20 protein-coding genes are annotated in these 20,662 nt (G+C 73.4%); 8 read left to right on the top strand and 12 right to left on the bottom strand.

Translation table 11 applies throughout. The features are described from left to right. The first annotated feature begins 29 nt into the window (after positions 1 to 29). Both ABZ215_RS31010 and ABZ215_RS31005 read left to right on the top strand, forming a co-directional pair. Entirely contained in the window at positions 30 to 854 is an 825-nt protein-coding gene (locus ABZ215_RS31010; protein WP_354953655.1) for a lysophospholipid acyltransferase family protein, read from the top strand. After that, on the top strand, positions 839 to 1,156 hold the full coding sequence (locus ABZ215_RS31005) for a chorismate mutase (RefSeq protein WP_354953653.1): 318 nt from the start codon (positions 839 to 841) through the stop codon (positions 1,154 to 1,156). Before ABZ215_RS31010 ends, ABZ215_RS31005 begins: the two co-directional genes overlap by 16 nt. Positions 1,157 to 1,548: 392 nt before the next feature. Here the strand turns inward: ABZ215_RS31005 and ABZ215_RS31000 are convergent, their stop codons facing one another. Together ABZ215_RS31000 and ABZ215_RS30995 are read right to left on the bottom strand one after the other, a co-directional pair. Next, on the bottom strand, positions 1,549 to 2,895 hold the full coding sequence (locus ABZ215_RS31000) for an LLM class flavin-dependent oxidoreductase (protein ID WP_354953651.1): 1,347 nt from the start codon (positions 2,893 to 2,895) through the stop codon (positions 1,549 to 1,551). Continuing rightward, the gene (locus ABZ215_RS30995; RefSeq protein ID WP_354953649.1) at positions 2,892 to 4,190 is read right to left on the bottom strand and encodes an MFS transporter; all 1,299 of its coding nucleotides are present in this window, start codon (positions 4,188 to 4,190) and stop codon (positions 2,892 to 2,894) included. Before ABZ215_RS30995 ends, ABZ215_RS31000 begins: the two co-directional genes overlap by 4 nt. A gap of 88 nt (positions 4,191 to 4,278) precedes the next feature. Between ABZ215_RS30995 and wrbA the strand changes: the two genes are divergently transcribed. Both wrbA and ABZ215_RS30985 read left to right on the top strand, forming a co-directional pair. Continuing rightward, the gene (gene wrbA / locus ABZ215_RS30990) at positions 4,279 to 4,890 is read left to right on the top strand and encodes an NAD(P)H:quinone oxidoreductase (protein ID WP_354953647.1); all 612 of its coding nucleotides are present in this window, start codon (positions 4,279 to 4,281) and stop codon (positions 4,888 to 4,890) included. A 124-nt stretch (positions 4,891 to 5,014) separates the two neighbouring features. Next, positions 5,015 to 6,034, top strand: a complete 1,020-nt coding sequence (locus ABZ215_RS30985) for an EamA family transporter (RefSeq protein ID WP_354953645.1) — start codon at positions 5,015 to 5,017, stop codon at positions 6,032 to 6,034. On the opposite strand, the gene ABZ215_RS30980 is transcribed toward ABZ215_RS30985, so the two are convergent. Further along, positions 5,937 to 6,887 (bottom strand): helix-turn-helix domain-containing protein, encoded by a 951-nt coding sequence (locus tag ABZ215_RS30980; RefSeq protein WP_354953643.1) that lies wholly within the window; start codon positions 6,885 to 6,887, stop codon positions 5,937 to 5,939. The genes ABZ215_RS30985 and ABZ215_RS30980 overlap by 98 nt on opposite strands. Before the next feature lie 70 nt (positions 6,888 to 6,957). On the opposite strand from ABZ215_RS30980, the gene ABZ215_RS30975 reads away from it, so the two are divergent. After that, entirely contained in the window at positions 6,958 to 7,290 is a 333-nt protein-coding gene (locus ABZ215_RS30975) for a cupin domain-containing protein (protein ID WP_354953641.1), read from the top strand. On the opposite strand, the gene ABZ215_RS30970 is transcribed toward ABZ215_RS30975, so the two are convergent. The 7 genes from ABZ215_RS30970 to ABZ215_RS30940 all read right to left on the bottom strand — a co-directional run bounded on the left by ABZ215_RS30970 (position 7,287) and on the right by ABZ215_RS30940 (position 16,587). Beyond that, positions 7,287 to 8,240 (bottom strand): zinc-binding dehydrogenase, encoded by a 954-nt coding sequence (locus ABZ215_RS30970; RefSeq protein WP_354953639.1) that lies wholly within the window; start codon positions 8,238 to 8,240, stop codon positions 7,287 to 7,289. The genes ABZ215_RS30975 and ABZ215_RS30970 overlap by 4 nt on opposite strands. Before the next feature lie 340 nt (positions 8,241 to 8,580). Then, on the bottom strand, positions 8,581 to 10,149 hold the full coding sequence (locus ABZ215_RS30965; RefSeq protein ID WP_354953637.1) for a substrate-binding domain-containing protein: 1,569 nt from the start codon (positions 10,147 to 10,149) through the stop codon (positions 8,581 to 8,583). Positions 10,150 to 10,267: 118 nt separating this feature from the next. Beyond that, complete coding sequence (locus ABZ215_RS30960; protein ID WP_354953635.1) at positions 10,268 to 11,986, bottom strand: ribonuclease J; 1,719 nt, start codon at positions 11,984 to 11,986, stop codon at positions 10,268 to 10,270. After that, a complete protein-coding gene (gene dapA / locus ABZ215_RS30955) occupies positions 11,983 to 12,996 on the bottom strand; it encodes a 4-hydroxy-tetrahydrodipicolinate synthase (RefSeq protein WP_037322538.1) in 1,014 nt (337 codons plus the stop codon). Before dapA ends, ABZ215_RS30960 begins: the two co-directional genes overlap by 4 nt. Before the next feature lie 129 nt (positions 12,997 to 13,125). After that, on the bottom strand, positions 13,126 to 14,622 hold the full coding sequence (locus ABZ215_RS30950) for a serine/threonine-protein kinase (protein WP_354953633.1): 1,497 nt from the start codon (positions 14,620 to 14,622) through the stop codon (positions 13,126 to 13,128). Between the two features lie 62 nt (positions 14,623 to 14,684). Continuing rightward, a complete protein-coding gene (locus ABZ215_RS30945; protein WP_354953631.1) occupies positions 14,685 to 15,923 on the bottom strand; it encodes an Nramp family divalent metal transporter in 1,239 nt (412 codons plus the stop codon). A 202-nt stretch (positions 15,924 to 16,125) separates the two neighbouring features. Continuing rightward, a complete protein-coding gene (locus ABZ215_RS30940; RefSeq protein WP_354953629.1) occupies positions 16,126 to 16,587 on the bottom strand; it encodes a cupin domain-containing protein in 462 nt (153 codons plus the stop codon). A 77-nt stretch (positions 16,588 to 16,664) separates the two neighbouring features. On the opposite strand from ABZ215_RS30940, the gene ABZ215_RS30935 reads away from it, so the two are divergent. Further along, the gene (locus ABZ215_RS30935; protein WP_354953627.1) at positions 16,665 to 17,111 is read left to right on the top strand and encodes a MarR family transcriptional regulator; all 447 of its coding nucleotides are present in this window, start codon (positions 16,665 to 16,667) and stop codon (positions 17,109 to 17,111) included. Between the two features lie 449 nt (positions 17,112 to 17,560). Here ABZ215_RS30935 and ABZ215_RS30930 read toward each other — a convergent pair whose 3' ends face one another. Together ABZ215_RS30930 and thyX are read right to left on the bottom strand one after the other, a co-directional pair. Continuing rightward, the gene (locus ABZ215_RS30930; RefSeq protein ID WP_354953625.1) at positions 17,561 to 17,950 is read right to left on the bottom strand and encodes an ACT domain-containing protein; all 390 of its coding nucleotides are present in this window, start codon (positions 17,948 to 17,950) and stop codon (positions 17,561 to 17,563) included. Next, positions 17,947 to 18,699 carry an FAD-dependent thymidylate synthase gene (thyX, locus tag ABZ215_RS30925; protein WP_017981786.1) on the bottom strand — a complete coding sequence of 251 codons (753 nt, stop codon included), beginning with the start codon at positions 18,697 to 18,699 and terminating at the stop codon, positions 17,947 to 17,949. The genes ABZ215_RS30930 and thyX overlap by 4 nt, the downstream gene beginning before the upstream one ends. Before the next feature lie 125 nt (positions 18,700 to 18,824). On the opposite strand from thyX, the gene ABZ215_RS30920 reads away from it, so the two are divergent. Together ABZ215_RS30920 and ABZ215_RS30915 are read left to right on the top strand one after the other, a co-directional pair. Then, complete coding sequence (locus tag ABZ215_RS30920; RefSeq protein WP_020422084.1) at positions 18,825 to 19,340, top strand: toxin-antitoxin system HicB family antitoxin; 516 nt, start codon at positions 18,825 to 18,827, stop codon at positions 19,338 to 19,340. Between the two features lie 2 nt (positions 19,341 to 19,342). Further along, positions 19,343 to 20,239 carry a DUF4097 family beta strand repeat-containing protein gene (locus ABZ215_RS30915; RefSeq protein ID WP_354953623.1) on the top strand — a complete coding sequence of 299 codons (897 nt, stop codon included), beginning with the start codon at positions 19,343 to 19,345 and terminating at the stop codon, positions 20,237 to 20,239. Positions 20,240 to 20,662 lie beyond the last annotated feature (423 nt).

Below are 20,662 nucleotides of genomic sequence, written 5' to 3'. Positions count from 1 at the left end.
ACCTTGATCCGCCATTTCGGTGATCTGCCATGCTGACGACCATGTTCGCGCTGCACTCCGACGACACCGGGCAGACACGCCGCAGGCCACCGGCGGTCTGGCGGACCATGACCCGGGTGGACCAGGGGCTCGTCGCGCTGACCGGCCGGCTGCGGATCACCGGCCGGATCGCGCCCGAGCTGCGGGGACGGCCGTTCCTGATGGCGGCCAACCACATCGGCGTGTTCGACCCGTTCGTGCTGATCGCCGCGTGCCGGAAGATCGGCATCGCGCCGCGGTTCATGCTGGCGGGCGGGATCCTGGACGCGCCGGTGATCGGGCCCGCGCTGAAGGTCAGCGGGCACATGCGCATCGACCGCGGCAAGGCGAGCGCGCTGGAGCAGTTCAAGCAGGCCGTGGAGGAGATGCGGACGACGCCGAGCCCGATCATCGTCTACCCGGAGGGCCGGATCAGCCACGACCCGGGCCTGTGGCCGGAGCGCGGCAAGACGGGCGCCGCGCGGCTCGCGATCGCCGCCGGGGTGCCGGTGGTGCCGATCAGCCAGTGGGGCGCGCACGAGGCCGTGTACTGGGGCACGGAGAAGGTGACGGGTCCCGCGGACCTGCTGCCGCTGGCCCGGTCCGGCCTGACCGCGCCGCTGCGGCGGCCGACATACCGCGTGCACTTCGGCGAGCCGGTGGACCTGAGCGACGTCGAGCCGGAGCGGCCGGGCGCCGGGGTGCGCGCGCACGCGAAGATCATGCGCGCCATCACGGCCGGCCTGGTCCCGTTGCGCCGCGACGAGCCCGACAAGCCGAAGTTCCACGACCCGACGCGCCCCACGGACACCGTCAGCCCGTGGCGTCCCCGGTGACGGACGCCCCGAAGTCGCTGGCGGAGGTCCGCGCCCGGATCGACGCCCTCGACGCCGAGCTGGCCGGCCTGCTGGCCACCCGCCAGTCCCTGGTCCGCGCGGCGGCCGCGTTCAAGGCCGACGCGCAGGCTGTTCGCGCGCCCGACCGGGTGGAGCAGGTGGTCGCGGCGGCGCGGGAACGGGCGGCCGCCGCGGGGCTGGCCCCCGAGGTCGCCGAGGCGGTGTGGCGCGCCATGATCGGCGCCTTCATCGAGCTCGAGCTGGGCGAGCACACACGGCTGACTGGAGACGCCCCGGCGTGAAGGGCCCTCGGGGGTTCGCGACGCCCGGGTGGGTGGTGGTCAGCCGCGCCCGGGTGGGCGGACGGTCAGCCGCGCCCGGGTGGGCGGACGGTCAGCCGCGCCCGGGTGGGCGGACGGTCAGCCACGCCGGGGTGCGGGCGCAGCGCCCCTCCGAGGGGCGGCCCCCGCCTCAGTGGCGGTGAGCCGCGCCCGGGGTTTTGGCTGCAGCGGCAGCGGGTGGCCCCGCAAGGCGCGACCCCACGCCACCGCAGCAGCTCCCGGCGGCGAGCCGGCCGATCCGAGTGGTGGCGCTCCGGTGGGTGATCACTGCCCGGCGCGAGCAACCGACCTCAACGACGACACGCCACCCCGCGTGGTGGCGCTCCATCACTGCCCGGCGCCAGCAGCGGACCTCACCGCCGGTAAGCCGCGCCAGGGTGGTCGGCCGCCAGGCGCGGCCCCGCACCGCCGAGCCGCTCCCGCAGCGTGCCACCCTCCGGCTTCACCGGCACCCGGCCCCGGCGGCGCAGCTCCGGCACCACCCAGCGCGCGAAGTCCACGAACGTGCCCGGCGTCGTCACGTACGCCAGGTTGAAGCCGTCCACGTCGGCCTCCTCGGCCCACCTCTCCAGCTCGTCCGCGACCTCCGGGCCGGACCCCGTCACGACCGGGCCCCGCCCGCCGAGCCCGATGAAACCGGCCAGCTCGCGTGGCGTCCACGCCCGCTCGGCCGTCGTGAACGCCGCCAGCGCCGACCGGTTCGCGTCGCCGTCGCGGTAGGTCAACGGCTCGTCCACCGGGAGTTCGGCCAGGTCGACGCCCGTCCAGCCGCCGAACAACGCGAACGCCCCCGGCACGGACACCAGCGACTGGTACTCGCGCAGCTTCTGCTCCGCCTCCTCCGACGTCTCACCGACCACCGGCGTCAGCATCGTGAAGATCTTCACCGCCCGCGGGTCCCGGCCCTGCTCGGCCACCCCGGCGCGGATCGCGTCCACCGAGCGGCGCACCACCCGCGGCGACGGCCCGGACACGAACACCGCCTCCGCGTGCCGCGCCGCGAACCGCACGCCCCGCGGCGACGCGCCCGCCTGGAACAGCACCGGCGTCCGCTGCGGCGACGGCTCCGACAGGTGCGGCCCCGGCACCGCGAAGTACTTGCCCTTGTGCCCGATGTCGTGCACCTTCGCCGGATCCGCGTACACCCCGCCGGACCGCACGACGGCGCCGTCCTCCCACGAGCCCTCCCACAGCTTGTAGCAGACCTCGAGGTACTCCTCCGCGATCTCGTACCGCTCGTCGTGCGGCACCTGAGCGTCCAGGCCGAGGTTCCGCGCCGCACTGTCCAGATAGGACGTCACGATGTTCCACGCGACCCGGCCCCGCGTCAGGTGGTCCAGTGTGGACAGCCGACGGGCCAGCGAGTACGGCTGCTCATAGGTCGTCGACACGGTGACCCCGAACCCGAGGTGCGAGGTCACCGCGGCCAGCGCGGGCAGCAGCACCGTCGGCTCGTTGACCGGGATCTGCGCGGCGTCGGCGACCGCGGCGTCCTTCGACCCGCCGTAGACGTCGTACACACCCAGCACGTCGGCGAGGAACAGCGCGTCGAACCCGCCGTCTTCCAGCGTGCGCGCCAGGTCCAGCCAGAAGGACAGGTCGGTGTAGCGGTGCCCCTCGTCGGCGGGGTGCTTCCACAGCCCGGCCGACTGGTGCCCGGCGCAGTTCATGTCGAAGGCGTTCAGGTAGATGCGGCTCATGCCAGCCCCTCGGAGTTGGTCTCCCGCGCGAACCACGCGGACACGAACGTCAGCACCGCCAGCCCGGCGAAGTAGGCGACGATCAGCCACGGCCGCCCGTCCCCGGCCACCAGCAGCGCGGCGGCGATCAGCGGCGCGAACCCACCGGAGAGCACCGCGCCGATCTGGTACCCCAGCGACGCGCCGCTGTAGCGCACGCGCGTGTCGAACAGCTCGCCGAACCACGCCGCCTGCGGCCCGTACATCGCGTCGTGCACCACGTTGACGCCGAACACGATCGCCAGCACCACCGCCACCGCGGACCCGGAGTCGGCCGCGAGGAAGAACAGCACCAGCGCCACGATCCCGGCGAGCGAGCCGAACAGGTACGGCGGGCGCCGCCCGAACCGGTCGGACAGGTGACCCCACAGCGGGGTGCTGACCAGGCCGATCGCGGAGGCGACCATCACCGCGACGAGCCCCACGGAGCTGTCCTTGCCGAACGTGTTCTGGAGGTAGGTCAGTGAGTAGGTGGTCAGCAGCACGAACAACGCGATCTGCGACAACCGCAGCCCGGTGGTCAGCACGACGTTGCGCGGCTGCGTCCGCAGCACCTCGACGACCGGCAGCCGGGCGGTCTCCCCGCTCGCCTTGAGCCGCTCGAACACCGGCGCGTCGGTCAGCCGGAGCCGGATCACCAGACCGACGACGACCAGCACGAAGCTGAGCAGGAACGGCACCCGCCACGCCCAGGACAGGAACGCGGCATCCCCGGAGATCGTGCGCACGAGGTAGAAGACGCCGGTGGCCAGCAGCATCCCGGCCGACGACCCGAGTTGCGTGAAGCTGCCGAACAACCCGCGCCGCCCGGGTGTGGCGTGCTCGACCGACAGCAGCGCCGCGCCGCCCCACTCGGCGCCGACCGCCAGCCCCTGCAACAGCCTCAGCACCACCAGCAGCGCCGGGGCGAGGATCCCGGCCTGCGCGTACGTGGGCAGCACCCCGATCGCCGTGGTGGCGATCCCCATCAGCAGCAGCGCGCCGACCAGCACCGCCTTGCGGCCGACCCGGTCACCGAGGTGGCCCGAGATCACCGCCCCCAGCGGCCGCGCGCCGAAGCCGACCGCGTAGGTGCCGAAGGCCGCGAGCGTGCCCGCGGTCGAGGAGACGTTGGGGAAGAACAGCGGCTTGAACACCAGCGCGGTCGCGGTGGCGTAGAGGTAGAAGTCGTACCACTCGATGGTCGTGCCGATCATGCTGCCGACCGCGGCGCTCCGTGGCGTGGTGCGCGGCGCGGCGGGGACCGTCGTCGTCATGCCCTGGGACGCTAGGGTTTCCCGGCGCAGCGCCGCACGAGGTCTCACATGTCGGAACGCGCGATTCGATACCGGTAGGCTGATCATCGTGACCACCCGGATCCTCGTCGTGTACTACAGCGCCACCGGCAACACCGCGAAGCTGGCCGCCGCACTGGCCGGCGGGGCCGCCGACGCCGGGGCGGAGGTCCGCGTCCGCACGGTCGCCGAGACCGCCCCGCCCGAGGCCATCGCGACGAACCCGCGCTGGCAGGCGTGGGTCGACGCGGGGCCGCACGACGAACTCGCCACGCTCGCCGACCTGGAGTGGGCCGACGGGCTCGCGATCGGCAGCCCGACCCGGTTCGGCGGGCCGGCGAGCCAGCTCAAGTCCTTTCTGGACACCACGGGCGGCCTGTGGGCCAAGGGAAAGCTGGTGGACAAGGTCGCGACGTCGTTCACCACGGCGTCCACCGCGCACGGCGGGCTGGAGGCGACCGTGCTGGCGATGAACAACATCTTCTACCACTGGGGCGCGATCGTGCTGCCGCTCGGCTACGGGCAGCCGCACCTGCTGGAGTCCGGGAACCCCTACGGCGGTTCGTTCGTGTCGCGCAAGTCGGCCGAGCCGGACAAGGAGTCGCTCGAAGCGCTGCGCATCCAGGGCCACCGGCTCGCGACCATCGCGGGTTACGTGCGCGTCGGCCGCGGCGGCGCCTGAGCGGCGCGGGGCAGCCGCAACCCACCCCGCCCCCGGAGTAACCGGCGCGCGAGTTTGACCGGTTATGCGAGGAGTGACGGAATTCCGGTACCGCCGTACCGGTCGGCCGCTTAGGGTGGGCGGAGTGGTCACCGAAGCTCCCGCACCGCCGCGTGCGTTCGTCCCGCACCGCGGGCGCGGCACGACGCTGATCCTCGTCTCCTCGGTCTGTTTCGGCAGCTCCGGCACGATCGCGAAACCCGCGATGCTCGCCGGCCTGTCCGCCGAGCAGGTCGCCGCGGCGCGGATCGGGCTCGCGGCGCTGGTCCTGGCCGCCGTGGTGGCCGTGGTGAAGCCGTCGCTGCTGCGCGTCCGCCGCGCCGAGTGGCCGCTGCTGCTCGGCTACGGCCTGCTCGGCGTCGCGGGCGTGCAGCTGTGCTACTTCGTCGCCGCCGGACGGCTGCCCGTCGGCATCGCGATCCTGCTCGAGTTCACCTCGCCGGTGCTGATCGCGCTGTGGACGCGGTTCGTCCGCGGCGTGCGGCTGCCCGGGCGCATGTGGGCCGGGATCGCGCTGGCGATGGCCGGGCTGGCGGGCGTGGCGCAGGTGTGGCAGGGGCTCAGCCTCGACGCGGTCGGCCTGCTCGCCGGGCTCGGCGCGGCGGTGTGCTCGGCGGCGTACTTCCTGCTCGGCGAGCACGGCGTCACCACCCGCCACCCGATGGGCATGGTGACCTGGGGCATGATCATCGGCGCGGTGGCGGTGTGCGCGGTCGCCCCGCCGTGGACGATGCCCGCCGCGGTCCTCACCGCTCCCGCCGAGTTCGGCCCGTGGCACCCGCCGGTGTGGCTGCTGCTGGTGGCCGTCGCGTTGTTCTCGACCGTCCTGGCCTACGCCATCGGCCTCACCGCGCTGCGCCACCTCCCGGCCGCCGTCGCGAGCGTCATCGGCCTGCTCGAACCGGTCATCGCCACCGCCACCGCGTGGGCGCTGCTGCACGAAACGCTGGCCTGGCCCCAGCTGGCCGGCGCGGTCGTCCTGCTCGGCGGCGCGCTGATCGTGCAGCTCAACTCGCCGCGCGCGCAGGTTCCGGAGCCCGGAATGCCCGCCGGTACGCGCCCGGAGTCGTGCCCACCTGGTCCCGGAACCGGCGGCGCAGGTTGACCGCCGAGGCGAGCCCCACGCGCGCCGCGATCGCGTCCACCGGCAGATCGGTGTCCTCCAGCAGCCTGCGCGCCTCCGCCACGCGGCGGGACAGCAGCCACGCGCCCGGGCTCGTGCCGAACCGGTCCTGGAAGCGCCTCGCCAGCGTGCGGGGTGAGACGTTGAGCCGCGCGGCCAGGTCGGCCACCGACAACGGTGTTCCGAGCCGCTCGCCTGCCCAGTCGAGCAGGTCGTCCAGCTCGTCCCGGGCCGGCGGCGTGATCCGGACCTGACCGCCGTCCCGGTGCGGCGGCATCACCATGTGCCGCGCGAGGAGGGCGGCGTGCGCGGCGCCGTGGTCCCGCCGGACGAGGTGCAGGCACAGCTCGATCCCCGCCCCCGCGCCGGCGCTCGTCGCGACATCGCCGTGGTCCACGTAGAGCTTGTCCGGCTCCACGCGCACCGCCGGGAACTCGCGCCGCAACTGCTCGGCGCGCTCCCAGTGGGTGGTGGCCGAGCGGCCGTCGAGCAACCCGGTGCGCGCCAGGGCGAACACGCCGGAGCAGATCGTGACGAGCCGCGCCCCACGGGCGTGGGCGCGCAGCAACGCCTCGCGCACGCGCGGGGACAGGGGCGCCTCCACCGGCGCCCAGCCCGGGATGATCACCGTGTCCGCGTCGTCGAGCGCGGACAGGCCACGCGGCACCGCCAAGGCGTACCCCGCGGTGGTGGGCACGGTTCCCGGCTCCTCCGTGCACACGTCGAACTCGTAGTACCGCGGCACGCCGTCCCGCACCGTGCCGAAGACCTCCATGGCGCAGCCGAGCTCGAACGTCGACTGCACCGGCTGCACCAGGGCGACCACGCGATGCATGGCAGAAAAGTACCCCACGGTGTCCTCGCGGGCACTGTCCCGGCCCGGTCCGCGCCCGCATCCTGGGGCCATGCACGAAATCCTCGCCCAGGAGGGCTACACCTCGGTCTCCGTCGACGAAGCCCCGGTCCGCGAACTGTTCCCCGGCGTCCGCCACCGTCCGTTGTGGACCGGCCCGGACGGGGCCCACGCCGACCTGCTGGAGATGGACCCCGGCGCGTCCTGGCCGCACCGCGACGTGCACGAACCCGGCCCCGAGGAGGTCTACGTCGTGGCGGGCACGTTCCACGACGGCGCGCGCGACTACCCGGCGGGGACGTTCCTGCACGCCCCCGCCGGAACCTGGCACGTGCCGTCGACCGCCACGGGCTGCACCCTGTTCCTGTTCTACCCGGAGGGCTAGCGGGACGGCGTCAGCACGATCCGGCCGAACACCTCGCCGTGGTCCATCTTCCGGTGCGCGAGCCCGGCCTCGGCCAGCGGCAGCACCTCGTGCACGACCGTGCGCAGCTCCCCGCGCGCCGCAGCGGCGAACTGGGCCGCGCGGACGGTTCGCCGCTCGGCCGCGGGCACCGTGTCGGCGCTGAAGGTGGCCACCGACAACGACTTCCGGAACCGGGCCATCAGCGCCGCGCCGAAGTCCGCGGGCGGGCCTCCCACCACGCCGACCAGGACCGCCCGCCCGTTGGCGCCGAGCTTGCCGACGAACTCCGGGAAGTCCGGGCCCGCGACGACGTCGACGATCACGTCGAACCCCGCGCCGCCGGTGCCGGAGCGGTCCAGCACGTGCGTCGCGCCCAGCTCGCGCAGCCGCTCGCCCCGCGCGGCCGACGACGTCGTGACCGCCACCGCACCGGCGCCGCCCCGCGCCGCGAGCTGGACCGCCGTCAGCCCGATGCTGCCGGCCGCACCCCGCACCAGCACCGACTCGCCCGGCGCGAACCCGGCGCGCGCGAGGGCGAAATGCGCCACCACACCCGAACCCCCGAGCGCCACGGCGTCCACCGTGGACAGACCGGCGGGCAGCGGCAGCACCTCCCCGGCCGGCACCACAGCCCGTTCGACGTACCCGCCGCCGGTGCCGGTGAACCCCCACACGCGCCGGCCCAGCAAGGCCCCGTCGACCCCGTCGCCGACCGCGATCACGGTGCCGGCCACCTCACTGCCCGGGATGTGCCCGGGCGCGAACCCGTGGGCGGCGAGCGTGCCGCGGCGGATCACCGCGTCCACGCCGCCGACCCCGATCGCCTCGGTCTCGATCAGCACCTGCCCGGGCGCCGCCTCGGGCGCGGGAAGGTCCACCACGGCCAGGCCCTCCGGCCCGCCGAACTCCGTGATCACCACTGCTTCCACGTCCGCCGACGCTAACGAACGCACCCCTCGGCTGGGCCGAAGTGAGAGCACCGGCGGCGAATCTGTCTCGCTCGCCCGCGCTCCGCCGCCCTGGACGACCACGCCCGCACCGTGAACGCGGGCCGACGCCCACTACCGCCGCTTCCCCGCCAAACAGGCGCCGGTCGCCACGCGCGCAACCGGGGCTTCACCGGCGCCTTCCCGGCATCGCCGAGGCCGCCGGCTTCATGCGCCCGGACTTCGTCCTGGACGACCTGGTGCCGATGTTCCGGGGGAACCGCGGCCTGCCTCCGAGGCGCGAATCCGCCCCTGCATGACCACGCCTGGCGATCCGGGCGGTTCAGGCGCCGGTGAGCCGGGCCAGCGCGCCGTAGAACACGTCGGTGATCCGCGCCGGGTCGGGCGCGGCGAACGTCTGGCCGCCGGTGGGCGTCGTGATCGCCGCCAGCTCGGCCACGTCCACGTCCGGGCCGATCCCGATGCCGATGATCGCCACCGGCCGCGCCGGGTCGGCGAGCTTCGCCAGCTCCGCGACCAGCGCGTCCCGGCTGATGCCGTCCGCGTCGTCGTTGCGCCCGTCGGTCAGCACGATCACCAGGTTCAGCCGCCCCGCCTGCCACTCCGCCGACGCCAGCCGGTACGCGGCCAGCACCGTGTCGTACAGCCCGGTGTCCCCGTCCGGCGTGGCCTTGATGGCGCGCAACCGCTCCGCCGCCCCGGACGCCAGGTGGTCGCTCACCGGCCGCATCGGCAGCACCTCGCGGTAGTCGCGGTCGCCGTCCAGGTGCGTGGCGAACTCCCACACGCTGCTCTCCGACGTCGGCTTGAACAGCGACAACGCCCGCGCGGCCGCGTCGGTGGTCAGCTGCATCCGGGTCTGCCCGGTGCCCGGCACCTCGACGTCCATCGACCCCGACACGTCGATCAGCACCCGCGCCCGCGAGCTGGAGTTAATCCGCGCCCACTGGCCGAGCAGCGCGTCCACGTCGGCGTCGGTCGGCACCGCCGGCGAGGGCAGGGTCCGGTCGCTGACGTTCTGCGCCGCGCCGTCCCGCAGGTACCGGCCATCCGGGGTGCGGAACCCGGCGTTGGCCAGCGCGTTCGACCCCTCCAGGCCCAGCAGCGCGGACAACAGCGCCCCGGCGGCCGTGCGCTGCGCCTCCCCGGCGCCGCCGAGCACGGCGAACGGGTAGTCCAGCGCGGGTGCCTGCGGCTGGTAGGTCGCGACCAGCCCGCTCTGGGTGCCCGCGACGCCGTTGCGCACGTTGTAGCGCAGCAACGCGTTCTCCGACACCGGGAACCCGGCGAGGGTCCGGTCGGCCAGCCGCGCGAACAGTTCGTCGGTGGTGGGCACGGCGTTCGGCGACAGCCGCCGCAGCGTGGCGGCGTAGGCGTCGGCGGCGGGCACCGCGGCCCGGATGCCGATCAGCGCAGACAGGCCGGCGGGGTCCCGCCCCGGATCGGGCACGCCGAGCGCCAGGCCTGGCGCGCCGAGCACGTCCGACCAGGCCGGCGCGCGGCCCGGCCAGCCGAGGCCGGCCGCGGCATCCTCGGTCAGCGCGAACACCACCGGCGAGCTGGCGATGCTGGTGCCGCCCGCGATCCCGCTCGCGCCCACCCCCTTCGCCCGCCGCAGCTGCAGCGTCGACTCCGGGATCCACACGTCCGGGCGGACCTCGCCGCCGGGCAGGGCCAGCGACTGCGCGACCGCCGCCGAGTCGACGGCGTTGACCTCGAAGGCCGCGCACTCGGTCTGCGCCACCCGGCGGGCGACCTGCGCGACCGCCGGGGCGACCCCGGGCGCCGCGGCGACCCGCACCACCGCGGGCCGGTCGCATCCGCCCTGGTCACGCACCACGTCCGCGACGACCCAGCCGGCTCCGCCCAGCAGCACGAGGACACCGGCCACCACCCACACCCGCCGCGGCCGCCGCCGGGCAGGAGACGAATGTCGGCCCACCTCGCACCGCCTCCGCTGGATCGCTCGCCAGGACGAGATCCAGGTTAAGGGCAGTGACGGAGATTACCTACGCTGTCCGATCGGCCTGTCCGTACGTCACCGGGATGACGGTCGGCACGATCATCGGGCGGCGCCGGTAGGTCTCGGCGACCCATCGGCCCACCACACGGCGCACGGCCTGGGCGATCCGGTGGCTGTCGGTGATGCCCTCGATCTCGGTGCGGGACAGCTCCATCTCCACGAGCGGAACCACCGCATCGAGTGCTTTCGGGTCGTCGGAGAACCCGCGCCCGGACACCGTCGGGGTGCTCACCGCGCGGCCGGTCGTCGAGTCCACCGCGACGTTGATCGCGATGAACCCGCCCTCGCCGAGCACCAGCCGGTCGGACAGGGTCGACTCGCCGACGTCGCCGACCGACAGGCCGTCCACGTAGACGTGCCCGACCTCGACCCGCCCGGTCGCGCGCGCCCGGCCGTCCACCAGGTCGACCACCACGCCGTTCTCGGCCAGCACCACGTTCTCCGGCGCCACGCCGGTGCGGATCGCCAGCGCGCCGTTGGCCCGCAGGTGCCGCCACTCGCCGTGCACCGGCATGACGTTGCTCGGCCGGATCGCGTTGTAGAGGAACAGCAGCTCCCCCGCCGACGCGTGACCGGACACGTGCACCTTCGCGTTGCCCTGGTGCACCACGTTCGCGCCGAGCCGGACCAGGCCGTTGACCACGCCGAACACCGCGGTCTCGTTGCCCGGGATCAGGGAGCTGGCCAGCACGACCGTGTCCCCGGCCCGGATCGAGATCTGCCGGTGCTCGCCGCGGGCCATCCGGGACAGCGCCGACAGCGGCTCGCCCTGGGACCCGGTGGACACGAACAGCACGCGGCTCTCGGGCAGGTTGACGGCCTCGTCCAGGTTGATCAGCAGGCCCTCGGGGATGTTCAGCAGGCCGAGGTCGGCGGCGATCCCCATGTTGCGGACCATCGAGCGGCCCACGAACGCGACCCGGCGGCCGTGCTTGACCGCCGCGTCGAGCACCTGCTGCACGCGGTGCACGTGGCTGGCGAAGCAGGCCACGATCACCCGCTGGGAGACGTGCCCGATGACATCGTCGAGCACCGGCCCGATGTCCCGCTCCGGCGTGACGAACCCGGGCACCTCGGCGTTGGTCGAGTCGATGCACAGCAGGTCGACGCCCTCGTCGCCGAGGCGGGAGAACCCGGCCAGGTCGGTCAGGCGGTTGTCCAGCGGCAACTGGTCGAGCTTGATGTCACCGGTGTGCAGCACCACCCCGGCCGGGGTGCGCAGCGCGACCGCGAGCGCGTCCGGGATCGAGTGGTTGACCGCGAAGAACTCCAGCTCGAACGGGCCCACCGTGCGCCGCTCGGACTCGGTCACCTCGATCAGCTTCGGCCGCTGCCGGTGCTCCTTGCACTTGGCCTCCAGCAGCGCGAGCGTGAACCGCGAGCCGTAGACCGGCAGGTCCGGCCGCAGGCGCAGCAGGAACGGCACGGCGCCGATGTGGTCCTCGTGGCCGTGGGTGAGCACGAGGGCCTCGATGTCGGACAGCCGGTCCTCGATCGCCCGGAAGTCGGGCAGGATCAGGTCGACGCCGGGCTGCTCGTCCTCGGGGAAGAGCACCCCGCAGTCGACGATCACGAGACGGCCGTCGTACTCGAAGACGGTCATGTTCCGGCCGACTTCGCCGATGCCGCCGAGGGCGACCGCGCGCAGGGCGCCGTCGGGCAGTGCGGGTGGGTTGTTGGTCGGTCCGGGTCCTGCCAGGTTCACCTGTGAATGGTCCCAACGCTGGTGTGAGTGGTCGGCGCGACGTAGGCCGCCGCGGAGTCGGCCTGCGCCACCCGGGAAGAGTGCCAGTCCGGCGACGGGGACTCCGCGAGGGGGACCCCCGCCTGGGCGAGGTCGGTGGCGATCGCCTCGACCTGCTCCGGGGTGGCGGGCACGATCGGCAGCCGCGGGCCGCCGACCGGGTGGCCGCGCAGCGCGAGCGCGGTCTTGGAGAACACGACCCCGCCGACGCGCGACATGGCGCGGAAGACGGGCAGCATGCCGCGGTGGTTGGTGCGGGCGGTGGAGGTGTCGCCGTCCTCGTAGGCCTCGATCATGGCGCGGATGCGGCCGGCCACCACATGGCCGATCACGCTCACCACGCCGGCCGCGCCCACCGACAGCCACGGCAGGTTCAGCGCGTCGTCGCCGGAGTAGTAGGCCAGGTGGGTGTTGGCGATGACCTCGCTGCCTGCCAGCAGGTCGCCCTTGGCGTCCTTGACGGCCAGGATGCGCGGGTGCTCGGCCAGGCGGCGCAGCGTGTCGACCTCGATCGGCACGATCGAGCGCGGCGGGATGTCGTAGAGCATCACCGGCAGGCCGGTCGCGTCGGCGACCGTGGTGAAGTGCGCGTACAGACCGGCCTGCGACGGGCGCGAGTAGTAGGGCGTGACCAGCAGGACGCCGTGGGCGCCGGCCTTCTCGGCCTGCTGCACCAGTTCGACGCTGTGCGCGGTGTTGTAGGTCCCGGCGCCGGCGATCACCGTCGCGCGGTCGCCGACCGCCTCGGCCACGGCGCGCACCAGGTCGGCCTTCTCGGCGTCGGTCGTGGTCGGGCTCTCCCCGGTGGTGCCGTTCACGACCAGGCCGTCGTTGCCCAGCTCCACGAGGTGCTCGGCGAGCTCCTGCGCCCGCTTCAGGTCGACTGCGCCGTCCGCGTCGAAGGGGGTGACCATCGCGGTGAGCACGCGCCCGAAGGGCCTCCCGGGCGCTGCCGAAGGTGGGTTGGACATGCTCTGACGGTACCTCCTCACGCTGTGAATATTCGTGCCGACCTGCCAGAACGGCATGATCCGCAGGAAAGGGCCACCACCGGCCGGAGAATCGCTGGACCAGGTGATCTTCCGCCGTAACCTTTCGCGTCAGCGGACCTTCAGCGCGACCGCCTCGGTGAGCTGGCCGCCGCCCTTCTTCGACACCAGGCAGTAGACGCTGCGGGACGGGTCGTTGTAGGACTGCTCCGGCGTCGCCTCCCACTCGGCTTGTGCCGGCACGAGCGCGCGGTAGCTCAGCGTGGCGCGGGCGTCGGCGTCGATGGTGGTGGAATGGAAGCTCAGGGCGCAGAACGACTCGGCGTAGCGGCGCAGGGCGTCGGCGCCCGGGTAGGCGACGTAGCTGGCGTCGCTGTCGCCGGAGCTGGCGTTGCCGAGGCTGTCGTTCTCGTCGTAGAGCTCCAGTTCGTGCGCCTTGTCGCAGTCGACCTGGTTGTCGCTGCCGATGGCGTAGCCGGGGTCCAGGCGCCCGTTGTAGCAGCGGTAGGCGCTGCCGGCGTCGAAGTCCAGGTCGCCGCCGGTCCCGTAGGTCATGGTCGGCAGCATCGCCGGGTCCTCCGCCTCGGTCGCCCACCACTGGCCGGCCAGGAAACCGCCGGCCAGCAGCACGACGCCGAGGACGGCGCCCGCGGTGACCCACAGGCCGCGGCGGCCGGTGCGTTGCGGCGCCGGGACGAACCGGGTCGGCGGTTGTCCGTTGTGGACCGCGGTGGCGATGCCCCCGGGCGGGGTGTTCTGGGCGGCGATGCCGAGCAGGTGCGCGGCCTGGGCGGCGGAGATCCGGCCCTCCGGCTTGGCCACCAGCAGGCCCATGATCGCCGAGGCCAGCGGACCCTGGACCCGGGTCAGGTAGGGCACCTCGGTGAGGATCGCGTTCATGGTCGCCGCGGTGGTCGGGCGGTCGAACGCGGACTTGCCCTCGACAGCCAGGAACAGCGTCGCGCCCAGCGACCACAGGTCGGAGTCGGGCAGCGCCTCCCGCCCGTCGAGCCGCTCCGGCGCCATGAACGCGGGCGAGCCCACGATCGTGCCGCTCGAGGTCAGCCGCGGGTCGTCGATCGCGGTGGCGATGCCGAAGTCGGTGAGCTTCACCCGCCCGTTCGCGCCGACCATGATGTTGCCGGGCTTGACGTCGCGGTGCACGATGCCGGCCTCGTGCGCGGCCTGCAGCGCGGAGAGCACCTGCTGCCCGATCGAGGCCACCTGCTGCGGCGGCAGCGCGCCGTGGTGGCGCACCAGATCGCCCAGCGTGGGCGCCTCGACCAGCTCCATCACGATGTAGGTGGCCCCGTCCTCGGCGACCACGTCGAAGACCGTGACGATGGCCGGGTCGTTCAGCCTGCCCGCGGTGCGCACCTCGCGCAGCACCCGTTCGGTGAAGACGGTGTCCTCGGCGCCGTCGGGCAGGCGCAGCTCCTTGATCGCGACCTGGCGGCCGATCACCTGGTCCTGCGCGCGCCACACGACGCCGTGCCCGCCCCGGCCCAGCTCGCCGAGGAGCGCGTAACGGCCGGCCACCACCCGTGGTCCGGACGGGCGCGGCGTCGTCTGCTGGGTCTGCTCTTCGGTCAACGTGGCTCCGGTCATCGCGGCTATTCGGGACAGCGGGATGCTAGTCCGACCGTCGCGGGAGCCGAACGGTTCCGGTGTCAGCCCGCGAAGGTGAGGTAGATCAGCGCCACGTTGAGGGTGATGATGACGGCGGCGATCACCCACGCCAGCGTCGTGGTGACGCGGTGGTTCGCGGCGGTGCCCATCAGCCCGCGGTCGCTGGTCAGCCGCACCAGCGGCACCAGCGCGAACGGGATGCCGAAGGACAGCACCACCTGGGACACCACCAGCGCGCGGCTGGGGTCCACGCCGATCGCGAGCACCACGATCGCGGGCAGCAGCGTGATCAGCCGCCGCACCAGCAGCGGGATCTTCTTGCGCAGCAGGCCCTGCATGATCATCGCGCCGGCGTAGGCGCCCACCGACGTCGAGGCCAGGCCGGAGGCCAGCAGCCCGATCGCGAACAGCAGCGCGACGGCAGGCCCGAGCGTGTCCCCGACGGCGGCGTGCGCGCCTTCGATCGAGTCGACGCCCTCCTGGCCCTGCATGTTCGTGGCGGCCAGCAGCACCATCGACAGGTTCACCGCGCCGGCCAGCAGCATCGCCAGGCCGACATCGAAGCGGGTGATCCGCAGCAGGCGCGACCGGCGGGCGCCCTCGACCTTGCCGTGCCGGTCGCGGGCGAGCCCGGAATGCAGGTAGACGGCGTGCGGCATGACGGTGGCGCCGAGCATCGCGGCGGCGATCAGGACGCTTTCGGTGCCGGCGAAGTGCGGGACCAGCCCGGCCACCGCGTCCGCCGCGGACGGCGGTTCCACGAACACGCTGGCCAGGAACCCGACCGCGATGACGCCGAGCAGGCCGGTGATGACCCGCTCGAACGGCCGCTGGCCACGCTTGTCCTGCACCAGCAGCAGGACCATCGACACCACGCCGGTGATCACGCCGCCGGCCAGCAGCGGGAGGTCGAACAGCAGGTAGAGGGCGATCGCGCCGCCGACGACCTCGGCCAGGTCGGTCGCGATCGCGACCGCCTCGGCCTGCACCCAGTAACCAAGGCGCGCAGCCCGCGGCATCCGCTCGCGCAGGTTCTCCGGCAGGGACAGGCCGGTGACCAGGCCCAGCTTCGCCGACAGGTACTGGACCAGCCCGGCCATCAGGTTGGCGGCCACGATCACCCACACCAGCAGGTAGCCGAACTGGGCCCCGGCGCTGATGTTGGAGGCGACGTTGCCCGGGTCGACGTAGGCGATCGCGGCGACGAAGGCGGGCCCGAGCAGCAGGGAGCCGGAGCGCACCCGCTTGAGCCGTGGGCCGAGCTGGTCCGTCAGCGCCATCCGTCCTCCATCCACGAAGCCGAAGCCTGATTTTAGGTGTGCCGAACTTTGATGTACAGAGGATCGAAATGTGGCCTGCGTCGCCGCTTGACTACCCGGAGGGGTGGAAGTTAGTCCCCCACGCGGTCGACGGCGCACCGTGCGGTGCTACCGGACTTCCCGGAGCACACGATCGCCGCCGCCGGGCCCCCTGGTTCCCGGGCTAGGCCGCGTCCCAGTCCGCGCTCTCGACGAAGTGCACGTCGTACTGTTCGTGGATCCGCGCGACCTCGTCCTCGCCGAGGTCGCCGCACAGGATTTCCGGCAGCCGCCGGAAGTAGCCGAACCGCTCCACGCCCGGCGCCAGCGTCACGAGGACCTCCGCCGGACGGTCCGGCGCGGCGGCGAACGCGTGCCGGACACCCGCGGGCACCACGACGTAACCGCCCCGGCCGACGGTCACCACCTCGGTGTCGATCAACATCCGCAGCGCCCCGTCGAGCACGTAGAACGCCTCCGCGGAGCGGGCGTGGTAGTGCGGCTTCGTCCCGGGCTCGCCGGCTTCGAGGTGGAGCCGGTTCGCACTCAGCGCCCCGCCGGTGTGGCCGGCGTCGGCCAAGAGCCACAACGCGGGCCGCTCCACGGTCTCCACCTCGTCCGCCTGAACCACCCATGCCGTCTTCATCGTCGCCTCCATGTAGTTGAAGTCTTCAACCAAGCTAGCGCGGAGTAGTTGAAAGCGTCAACTGCTAGGGTGAACGAGTGACCGAGTGGCTCGACGCGGACCAGCAGCGCGACTGGCGGGCGTTCATCGAGGGATCGATCCGGTTCATCGACCTGCTCGACCGGAACCTGCAGGACCAGCACGGCCTCACGCTGGCCGAGTTCGAACTCCTCGTGCGACTGTCCGAAGCGGACGGACGGGCGATGCGCATGGCCGAGCTCGCGGCGTCGGCGTACTACTCGCGGAGCCGGCTTTCCCACCGCATCAAGGGTTTGGAGGCACGTGGCCTGGTCCGCCGCGACCCGACGAGCGACGACCGGCGTGGGGTGCTCGCACGCCTGACCGATGCCGGGTACGACAAGCTCCGCCGCGCGGCCCCGGACAACCTGCGGACAGTCCGGACGCACTTCGTGGACGTGATCTCCGGGGACGACCTGAAGGCGATCGGCCGCGCGATGCGCGCGGTCACCGAGCGGCTGGACTAGGGGCCACCAAGGGCACCGGCCGCGCTGCTCCGGCCAGACCCGGCCCGCGCTGCTCCCGGCAGATCCAGCCCGCGCTACTCCCGGCAGATCCAGCCCGCGCTACTCCGCTCAGAGCCAAGCCGCGCTACTCCGGCCAGACCCAGCCCGCGCTGCTCCCGGCAGATCCACCGCGCTACTCCGCTCAGAGCCAAGCCGCGCTACTCCGGCCAGGCCCAAGCCGCCCTGCTCCGGCCAGACCGGGGCCGCGCTACTCCCGCCGGCCCCGGGGCGCGCCACTCCGCCCAAACCCAGCCCGCGCCACTCCGCCCAAACCCAGCCCGCGCCACTCCGCCCAAACCCAGCCCGCGCCACTCCGCCCAAACCCAAGCCGCGCCACTGCGCCCAGACCCAAGCCGCGCTGCTCCGGTCAGGCCCAGCACATCCGGCCGGCGCGCACCCGAGCAGCCGGATCAGCCTTCGCTCGCGACCTCGTGCCCGGCCGCGCGCAGCGCCTGCACCGCGCGCGCCAGGTCGCCTTCCTTCACCAGCACGTGGTCGGTGTCGAACGTGGACAGCGTGAACAACGCGACCCCGGCCGACGCCAGCTCGCTGGCCAGCGCCGCGATGATCCCGGTGAGGGTGAACGCCAGCGGGCCGCGCACGGTCAGCAGCCGCCAGCCGGACTCGACCCGGGCGCCCGCCGGGGCCAGGCCGGCCGGGCAGATCACGGAGGTCTCCGCGGGCGTGCGGGTGACCGAGACCAGCCCGTCCGGCGCGTCCAGGGCGGGCACCGGAACGCCCGGATCCAGGCGCGCGACCGCGTACTCGCCCGGCTGGACGTCGATGGCGAGCCGTTTCACCCTTCGAGGACCTTCGGGCTGGAGGCGACCTCGGTGCCGTCGGGCAGGGTGGAGATGGTGAAGTCGGCGAACACGTTCGGCGCGGCCTTCTGCAGCTGCCGCAGGCATTCCACGGCCAGGCCGCGGATCTCCACGTCGGCGTGCTCGGTGGCGCGCATGGCGATGAAGTGCCGCCAGGCGCGGTAGTTGCCGGTGACCACGATGCGGGTCTCGGTGGCGTTGGGCAGCACCGACCGGGCGGCCTGGCGCGCCTGCTTGCGGCGCAGGGTGGCGCTCGGCGCGTCGGCGAACTTGTCCTCCAGCCCGGCGAGCAGCTCGTTGTAGGCGTCGACGCTCGCCTGCGCGGCCTTGAGGAACTTCTCGTGCAGCTCCGGGTCGTTCGCGATCACGTCCGGCTCGACGAACGCCGCGTCGCGCTCGGGCACGTACCGCTGCGACAGCTGCGAGTAGGAGAAGTGGCGGTGGCGGATCAGCTCGTGGGTCAGCGAGCGCGACACGCCGCTGATGTAGAAGCTCACCGAGCCGTGCTCCAGCACCGACAGGTGGCCGACCTCGATGATGTGGTCGATGTAGCCGGCGTTGGTGGCCGTCTTCGGGTTCGGCTTCTTCCACGACTGGTAGCAGGCGCGGCCCGCGAACTCGGCGAGCGCCTCACCCCCGTCGGCGTCGGTCGACCACGGCACGTCCTCCGGCGGGAAGAACTCCGTCTTCGCGATCAGCTGAACCTTCGGCGACACGGTCTCGGCCACGGTCGCGCTCCTTCCCCTCAACGACTCCCCGGCAGCGTAACCGCCGGGTCCGACAACCCGGCCGCGACACCACGTGGTGTCATCTTCTCCTTGACTGACACCACAGGTGACGTCATAGTGGTGTCATGGATTTGACCCCGTACATCACCAGCCTCCGCGAGGACCTCACCGCGACGGCCTCGGCCGGGGACGAGCAGATCCGCCGGGCGGCGGCGCTGCTGTCCGGCGCGCTGGAGCCCGCGGCCCGGCTGGTGCTGATGAACGCGCTGGCCGACCTCGCCGCCGAGGCGACCGCGCAGCTGCCCGACCACGTCGTCGAGGTGCGCCTGGACGGCCGGGACGTGCGGGTGGTGGTCACCGGTTCCGCCGGTGAGCGGCCCCGGGCCGAGCGTCCCGGGCCGCCGCCTCCACCACCGCCGCCGCCGCTGGTGGAGGGCGGGGACATCTCGCGCATGACGTTGCGCCTGGTGGAGAAGCTCAAGGAGCAGGCCGAGCACGCCGCGTCGTCGCAGGGCGTCTCGCTCAACACGTTCATCTCACAGGCCGTGCAGGGCGCGCTGCACGGTTCGCAGTCCTGGCACGCCGAGAAGCAGAGCGGCTCGCAGTCCGAGTCGCACCTGCACGGCTGGGTGAAGGGATAGTCATGACCGATCCGGAGCTCGTGCGCACGCAGACGTTCGCCCTGCCGGGGCCGCTGGAGCTGGACATCGCGGTGTCGATGGGGAAGGTCGAGGTGAAGCTGGACGCCGAGGAGCCCGAGGCGACGGTGGAGATCCGGCACGACCCCGACGCGCAGCAGCCGTGGACGCAGGGCATCTCCAGCCTGCTGAGCTGGGTGAGCGAGCGGTTCGGCGACCAGCTGGGCACCGAACTGAGCGGCACGCCCGCGGACGCGGTGCAGCAGACGCGGCTGGAGCAGACCGGCAACCGGCTGACGGTGCACGCGCCGAAGGCGTTGCCGCTGCGGAACATCCCGCTCGCGGTCACGGTGATCGCGCCCGCGGGCACCACCGTGGAGGTGCGGGCCGGGTCGGCGAACGTGACGGTGAGCGGGTCGGCCGGGCGGGTGGACGTCTCCACCGGGACCGGCGAGATCAGGCTGGACCGGTCGGAGGGCGCGGCGACGGTGCGCAGCGGCTCCGGCGCGATCCGGCTCGGGCCGACGCTGGCGGGGCTGCACCTGCGCACCGGCAGCGGTGATGTGGAGGTGGCGTCGCTGGCCGGGTCGGCGACGCTGGCCACGGGCACCGCCGACGTGTGGCTGGGCACCGTGTCCGGCTCGGTGCTGGCGCGCAGCGGCAGCGGCGACGTGTCGGTCGCCGAGGCGGCGAGCGGGAACCTGGAGCTGGTCACCGGTTCCGGCGACATCCGGGTCGGGATCCGGCCGGGTGTCGCCGCGGAGGTCGACCTGACCGCGAGCGCGGGCAAGGTGTCGAGCGAGCTGGACGTGGCGTTGGACCGGCCCGATGGCGAGATCCCGCTGAACGTGCGGGCGCGCACCGGATCTGGCACGGCCGTGGTGACTCGCGCGGCGCAGTAGACCACCGGAGGGCGGCCGAGAGCCGCCATGGGGGTGGAGGGGTGGTGTGGCATGGGGGCGTGTCACACCACCCCGGTTCCGCGCGCGGGCCGCCGCCGGGCACCGGCGGAGCCTCCCCGGCGGCCGGCGGCCCGGGCGCCGCAAGAGGACCGGTGGCAGCTGAGGGCGCGGAGGTTCCGGCAGCCCGTCACCAGCCACAGCACCGTAAGAGCGCTGCGCCAAGTCCGAAAAATCGCCCGCGACGCCCCCCACACGGGTGGGTCCGCTGCCACCCACTGGGCCGGGCGGCAGCTGCCCGCAGGGCTCCCGCCCGCGCCCACCACCACCCGGCCCAGCGGCAGCCACCCGCAGGGCTCCCGCCCGCGCCCACCACCACCCGGCCCAGCAGCAGCCACCCGCAGGGCTCCCGCCCGCGCCCACCAC

The organism is Amycolatopsis sp. NPDC006131 (genome assembly GCF_040614175.1).
Classification (GTDB): domain Bacteria; phylum Actinomycetota; class Actinomycetes; order Mycobacteriales; family Pseudonocardiaceae; genus Amycolatopsis_E; species Amycolatopsis_E tucumanensis.
Note: the sequence above shows the minus strand (reverse complement) of the source record. Positions and strands in the feature narration are given on the sequence as shown.

Excerpts from the sequence above, each read along its gene's own strand:
- ABZ215_RS31010 (WP_354953655.1), top strand. The coding sequence starts at position 30 with ATGCTGACGACCATGTTCGCGCTGCACTCCGACGACACCGGGCAGACA.
- ABZ215_RS31000 (WP_354953651.1), bottom strand. The coding sequence starts at position 2,895 with ATGAGCCGCATCTACCTGAACGCCTTCGACATGAACTGCGCCGGGCAC.
- ABZ215_RS30995 (WP_354953649.1), bottom strand. The coding sequence starts at position 4,190 with ATGACGACGACGGTCCCCGCCGCGCCGCGCACCACGCCACGGAGCGCC.
- ABZ215_RS30980 (WP_354953643.1), bottom strand. The coding sequence starts at position 6,887 with ATGCATCGCGTGGTCGCCCTGGTGCAGCCGGTGCAGTCGACGTTCGAG.
- ABZ215_RS30975 (WP_354953641.1), top strand. The coding sequence starts at position 6,958 with ATGCACGAAATCCTCGCCCAGGAGGGCTACACCTCGGTCTCCGTCGAC.
- dapA (WP_037322538.1), bottom strand. The coding sequence starts at position 12,996 with ATGTCCAACCCACCTTCGGCAGCGCCCGGGAGGCCCTTCGGGCGCGTG.
- ABZ215_RS30950 (WP_354953633.1), bottom strand. The coding sequence starts at position 14,622 with ATGACCGGAGCCACGTTGACCGAAGAGCAGACCCAGCAGACGACGCCG.
- ABZ215_RS30945 (WP_354953631.1), bottom strand. The coding sequence starts at position 15,923 with ATGGCGCTGACGGACCAGCTCGGCCCACGGCTCAAGCGGGTGCGCTCC.
- ABZ215_RS30940 (WP_354953629.1), bottom strand. The coding sequence starts at position 16,587 with ATGAAGACGGCATGGGTGGTTCAGGCGGACGAGGTGGAGACCGTGGAG.
- ABZ215_RS30920 (WP_020422084.1), top strand. The coding sequence starts at position 18,825 with ATGGATTTGACCCCGTACATCACCAGCCTCCGCGAGGACCTCACCGCG.
- ABZ215_RS30915 (WP_354953623.1), top strand. The coding sequence starts at position 19,343 with ATGACCGATCCGGAGCTCGTGCGCACGCAGACGTTCGCCCTGCCGGGG.